Raw genomic sequence first — 4,981 nt, 5'->3', positions numbered from 1 at the left:
CTTCACGGGGGTGGGGATGCCTTTCTCGCAAACGCCCCGAGCGGGCGCATGAGAACGTTCCAAGCGCCTGCAGCGTAAAGATCCACTTGTCTCCGCTTCAAGATCCTTTTCCTCGACGCGAAGCTACTGGCCAGTATCGGCCGCCCGGCGCGGCGCCCTCACGCCATGGCCTGCGCGGGCATCGGCAGCGGCAGGGTGAAGTGGGCGGCACCGCCGTCCAGGGTGGAGCGGGCGGCCGGCCACCCCCGGTGGACGAACTGGAGCCCCTGCCGGTTCGTCAGGATCACGTCCGCGTCGAACTCGGTGATGCCGCGCCGCGCGGCGAGCTGGGCGAGGTAGCCGACCAGCGCGCTGCCGAGCCCGCGGTGCTGCCAGGGGTCGGTGACGAGGACGGCGACGTCCGCCCGCCAGGGCCGCGCGGAGTCGCGGACGTACTCGGCGATGCCCGCGATGTCCTCGCCGTCCAGGCCGACCATGGCCTCGCGGTCCCAGTGGTCGAGCCGGTCGAGCATGCCCACGTAGTAGTCGGGGATGTGCGGCGTGCCGGAGAAGAAGCGCGTGTAGAGGCTGGCGGCCGAGAGCCGGTCCGACATCCGCCGCACGCGCGGCCCGTCGGTGATCCCGTACGGCCGGATCCGCACGTCGGCGATGCCGCGCACATCGAGTTTCTTCATGCAACTCATTGCAGCGCAGAAAGTTGCGTGAAGCAACCCAAATCTCGGTCAGGCGGCGGGGCCGGGCCGCGGATCCACATCGGACGGCCCGAGGCGCGCGCCGCAGGAATCGCATGTGAAGTCCGGCGCCAGCGCGCCGTCGCAGCCGCGGTGGCCGATGATCAGCGGCGGGCCGTCCGGCGCGTAGTGGCGGTCGCCCCACATCAGCAGGGTCATGACCGCCGGCCACAGCTCCACGCCCTTGCGGGTGAGCCGGTACTCGAACCGCTCCGGCCGCTGCTGGTACGGGACGCGGCGCATGATGCCCTCGTCGCACAGCCGGTTCAGCCGGTCGGTCAGCACGTTGCGCGCCACGCCGAGCACGTCCTGGAAGTCGTCGAACCGCCGGACGCCCTGGAAGGCGCTGCGGATCACCAGCATCGTCCACCGGTCGCCGACGACCTCGAGCGACCGCGCGACGGAACAGTTCTGCGACTCGTACGTACGCGGTAGTGCCACACCGTCGACCCTACCCGAGTTGCATGAAGAAACGGGCCCCGGGGGACGCGTCCCCCGGGGCCCGGTGCCGCGAATCCCCTACTTGAGCTTCTTGCCGGCGGACTGGAGGTTCTCGGCGGCCTCGACGATGCGGGCGGCCATGGCGGTCTCCGCGGCCTTGCCCCACGAGCGCGGGTCGTACTGCTTCTTGTTGCCGACCTCGCCGTCGACCTTCAGCACGCCGTCGTAGTTGCGGAACATGTGCTCCGCGACCGGACGGGTGAACGCGTACTGGGTGTCGGTGTCGATGTTCATCTTGACGACGCCGTAGGACACGGCCTCGCGGATCTCCTCCAGCGACGAGCCGGAGCCGCCGTGGAAGACCAGGTCGAACGGCTTGTCCTTGCCGTACTTGGCGCCGACCGCGTCCTGGATCTCCTTGAGCACCTCGGGACGCAGCTTGACCGAGCCCGGCTTGTAGACGCCGTGCACGTTGCCGAACGTCGCCGCGAGGATGTAGCGGCCCTTGTCGCCCACGCCGACGGCCTCGGCGGTCGCGAGCGCGTCGCCCGGCGTCGTGTACAGCTTCTCGTTGATCTCGTTGGCGACGCCGTCCTCCTCGCCGCCGACGACGCCGATCTCCATCTCCATGATGATCCGGGCCTTGGCGCACTCCTCCAGCAGCTCGGCGGCGATCTGCAGGTTCTCGTGCAGCTCGACGGCGGACCCGTCCCACATGTGCGACTGGAACAGCGGCTCCTCGCCGCGCGCCACCCGCTCCTGGGAGATCTTGATCAGCGGACGCATGAAGCCGTCCAGCTTGTCCTTCGGGCAGTGGTCGGTGTGCAGGGCGATGTTCACCGGGTACTTGGCGGCCACGACCCGGGCGTACTCGGCCAGCGCGGTCGCGCCGGTGACCATGTCCTTCACCGTGGAGCCGGACAGGTACTCGGCTCCGCCGGTGGACACCTGCACGATCCCGTCGCTCTCGGCCTCGGCGAAGCCGCGCAGCGCGGCGTTCAGCGTCTGGCTGGACGTCACGTTGATCGCGGGGAAGGCGAAGCCGTCCTGCTTCGCACGGTCGAGCATCTCCGCGTAGACCTCGGGCGTTGCGATGGGCATTGTCAGCGTCCTTTCATACGCAGCGGTGCCGCCGGGCGTCCCGCCGGGCGGTAGCACCCGGTGGTCCGCGTACCCAGGCGAGCGCCCAGGTCACGCGGTTTCCGGGTCGGGCATGCCGTCCACCCCCAGTATCCCGCCTCTACGGAGCGGGTTGAAAGGTACGCTCGCCGTGTGGATCTCACGACCCTTCCCCTGAACATCACAGAGTGGCTGCACCCCACCGCATGGTTGCAGCTCTTCGGCACCTTCGCGACGATCGGCGTGCTCGCCATCATCTTCGCGGAGACCGGACTGCTCTTCGGCTGCATCCTTCCGGGCGACTCGCTGCTCTTCACGGCGGGGATCCTCACGGCGGTCTCCACCGTCAACGGGCAGGAGTTCCAGCCGCTGTCGCTGCCCTGGCTGCTCATCGGCGGCCCGATCGCGGCGATCTCCGGCGCGCAACTCGGGCACTGGCTCGGCGCCAGATACGGCCGACGGCTGTTCGACCGTCCCGACTCCCGCATCTTCAAGCAGGAGTGGGTCGAGAAGGCCGAGCACTACTTCAACCGGTTCGGTCCGGCGAAGGCCGTGGTGCTGGCGCGGTTCATCCCGATCGTCCGCACGTTCCTGAACCCGCTCGCCGGCATGCTCGGCATGGACGCCAAGCGGTTCTTCATCTGGAACGCCATCGGCGGCGTGATCTGGACGGACGCCCTGTTCCTGCTCGGCCACTTCCTCGGTTCCGAGGTCCCCGACATCGAGAAGTACATCCTTCCGGGCGTCGCGGTGATCCTCGTTCTGTCGGTGATTCCGATCATCCGGGAGGTGCTGCGGGGGCGTAAAACGGACCACGGTCCAAATAAGAATGGTCCCGAAGAGTCACGTCCGTCGCTCAGCGGTGACAGTTATCGCTAACCTCCCCATGTGGGACGTCATCGGTCGGACCCTAGGGGTCTCGCGCGCATACTGATCGCGGCATTGGCCGTGGTGGCCGCCTTGGCCCTTCTCGTGGTCGGCGGCATGGCCCTGGTCAACGCGATCACGGGCGAACCCGACCAGACCGGGCCGTCGACGGCCGCCTCGCCATCGAGCGGCGGCAAGACGACACCGAGCGCCAACGAGAAGGAGACGCCGCCGTCCGACGTACCCCTCGTGATCAGCGTGACCGGCCAGCCCACCAGCGTCGTGGTCCGCGTCGCCGACACCGGCGGCAAGGTGCTGACCAACACCACGCTCAACACCGGGGACACCCTCAAGTACGAGCAGGCGCCCCTTCAGGTCGTCGCCGGCAACGGCGGCTCCCTGAAGGTCGTCATCTACGGCGAGGTGCAGCCGCGCAAGACCGCCGGCCAGCGCGGCCAGTGGTTCGTCAAGGCCAAGAGCTGACCGGACGTCACCCCAGGCCGAGGTCCGCGACGTCGTAGGGGTGGCGGTAGACGAGGCCCTCCTCGGCGATGCGCCCGGCGGCGCCCCGCTCCAGGATCGTCGCGACCGCCACGACCTCCGCGCCCGCCTCCCGCAGCGCCTCCACCGCGGTCAGCACGGACCCGCCCGTGGTGGAGGTGTCCTCGACCGCGAGGACGCGCCGCCCGGCGACGTCCGGCCCCTCGATGCGGCGCTGCAGCCCGTGCGCCTTGCCCGCCTTGCGGACGACGAACGCGTCCAGCGCCCGCCCCCGCGCCGCCGCCGCGTGCAGCATCGCGGCCGCCACCGGGTCCGCGCCGAGCGTGAGCCCGCCGACGGCGTCGTACTCCAGGTCGGCGGTCTCGTCCAGCATGACCCGCCCCACCAGCGGCGCCGCGGCCCCGTCCAGCGTCACCCGGCGCAGGTCCACGTACCAGGACGCCCGCTTCCCCGACGACAGCACGAAGTCGCCGTGCACGACGGCCTTGTCCTTGATCTTCTGCAGCAGCTCGTCACGATCGCTCACGGTCAGAGCCTATTGACCCCGCCCCGGCGCCCCGGCGCCGCCATGCGCTCCCGCGCGTGTAGGTTCGGCGGCGTGACTCCCGGAACCGTCGTCCTGCTGCACGCCCCGCACGCCACCGCGGCCTCCTGGGGCGACCTGCCGGAGATGCTCCGCTCCTACGGCCTGGACGTGGTGGCGCCGGACGTCCCGGACGAGACCGGCCCGCGCTACATCGCCCGCGTCTCCCTGATCATCACCGCGACGGCGCCGACACCGCCGCTGGCCCTGGTCGCCCACGGCGCCGCCGGACCGCTGCTGCCCGGCATAGCCCTGGCCCAGCGCGCCGCCCACCGCCCGGTCGCCGGATTCGTCTTCGTGGACGCCGATCTGCCGCGCCGCGGCCGGCACGACCACGCCGACCCTGGAAACGACCTCCCCATGGCCCCAGATTGGCCGGAGGCGCCCTGCGGCTACCTCCGCACCCATGCGGACCGCACCGCACCCTCCAACCACGATGAGGCCCTCAGAGAGGCTCACCTGCGCGGCTGGCGAACAACCGACCACGAACCCCCGACAACGGTCGCCCAATCCCTGAGCGAACTAATAACCGAGCTTTAGCCGCGCAGGGGGACGCGCCGACTCCGCCCTAACGGGCGGCTGAGACCTCACGCGTTCTTGAGGAGGTCGTCCAGGAGGGCGTCGTAGTCGTCTTCGCCTCGGCCGAGGTCCACGCGGGCGCGGTAGCGGAGGCGGAGGAGCGCTTCGAGGCTGTCTTCGGCGATGGCGGCGTCGTCGGGGCCCGGGGTGAGGGAGTCGG

General features: G+C 70.2%; 7 protein-coding genes. 3 read left to right on the top strand and 4 right to left on the bottom strand.

The features are described 5' to 3' along the window. Nucleotides 1-158: 158 nt before the first annotated feature. The 3 genes from ETD96_RS41185 to fbaA all read right to left on the bottom strand — a co-directional run bounded on the left by ETD96_RS41185 (nt 159) and on the right by fbaA (nt 2,273). Entirely contained in the window at nt 159-674 is a 516-nt protein-coding gene (locus ETD96_RS41185) for a GNAT family N-acetyltransferase (RefSeq protein ID WP_138641904.1), read from the bottom strand. 48 nt (nt 675-722) lie between these two features. Continuing rightward, nucleotides 723-1,172: a winged helix-turn-helix transcriptional regulator gene (locus tag ETD96_RS41180; RefSeq protein WP_138641903.1), complete on the bottom strand. Its 450-nt coding sequence runs from the start codon at nt 1,170-1,172 to the stop codon at nt 723-725. A 78-nt stretch (nt 1,173-1,250) separates the two neighbouring features. Further along, nucleotides 1,251-2,273, bottom strand: coding sequence for a class II fructose-bisphosphate aldolase (gene fbaA, locus ETD96_RS41175; RefSeq protein ID WP_138641902.1), 1,023 nt, complete (start codon nt 2,271-2,273; stop codon nt 1,251-1,253). A 171-nt stretch (nt 2,274-2,444) separates the two neighbouring features. Between fbaA and ETD96_RS41170 the strand changes: the two genes are divergently transcribed. Next, entirely contained in the window at nt 2,445-3,170 is a 726-nt protein-coding gene (locus tag ETD96_RS41170) for a DedA family protein (RefSeq protein ID WP_138641901.1), read from the top strand. Nucleotides 3,171-3,242: 72 nt separating this feature from the next. After that, entirely contained in the window at nt 3,243-3,641 is a 399-nt protein-coding gene (locus tag ETD96_RS41165) for a RodZ domain-containing protein (protein WP_240808591.1), read from the top strand. Between the two features lie 7 nt (nt 3,642-3,648). Here ETD96_RS41165 and pyrE read toward each other — a convergent pair whose 3' ends face one another. Continuing rightward, a complete protein-coding gene (gene pyrE / locus ETD96_RS41160) occupies nt 3,649-4,185 on the bottom strand; it encodes an orotate phosphoribosyltransferase (RefSeq protein WP_138641899.1) in 537 nt (178 codons plus the stop codon). A gap of 72 nt (nt 4,186-4,257) precedes the next feature. Here pyrE and ETD96_RS45490 point away from each other — a divergent pair, with 72 nt between their 5' ends. After that, nucleotides 4,258-4,782: a lipase family protein gene (locus ETD96_RS45490; protein WP_171069490.1), complete on the top strand. Its 525-nt coding sequence runs from the start codon at nt 4,258-4,260 to the stop codon at nt 4,780-4,782. Nucleotides 4,783-4,981 lie beyond the last annotated feature (199 nt).

Source organism: Actinomadura geliboluensis (assembly GCF_005889745.1).
Classification (GTDB): domain Bacteria; phylum Actinomycetota; class Actinomycetes; order Streptosporangiales; family Streptosporangiaceae; genus Spirillospora; species Spirillospora geliboluensis.
Note: the sequence above shows the minus strand (reverse complement) of the source record. Positions and strands in the feature narration are given on the sequence as shown.

Excerpts from the sequence above, each read along its gene's own strand:
- fbaA (WP_138641902.1), bottom strand. The coding sequence starts at position 2,273 with ATGCCCATCGCAACGCCCGAGGTCTACGCGGAGATGCTCGACCGTGCG.
- ETD96_RS41185 (WP_138641904.1), bottom strand. The coding sequence starts at position 674 with ATGAAGAAACTCGATGTGCGCGGCATCGCCGACGTGCGGATCCGGCCG.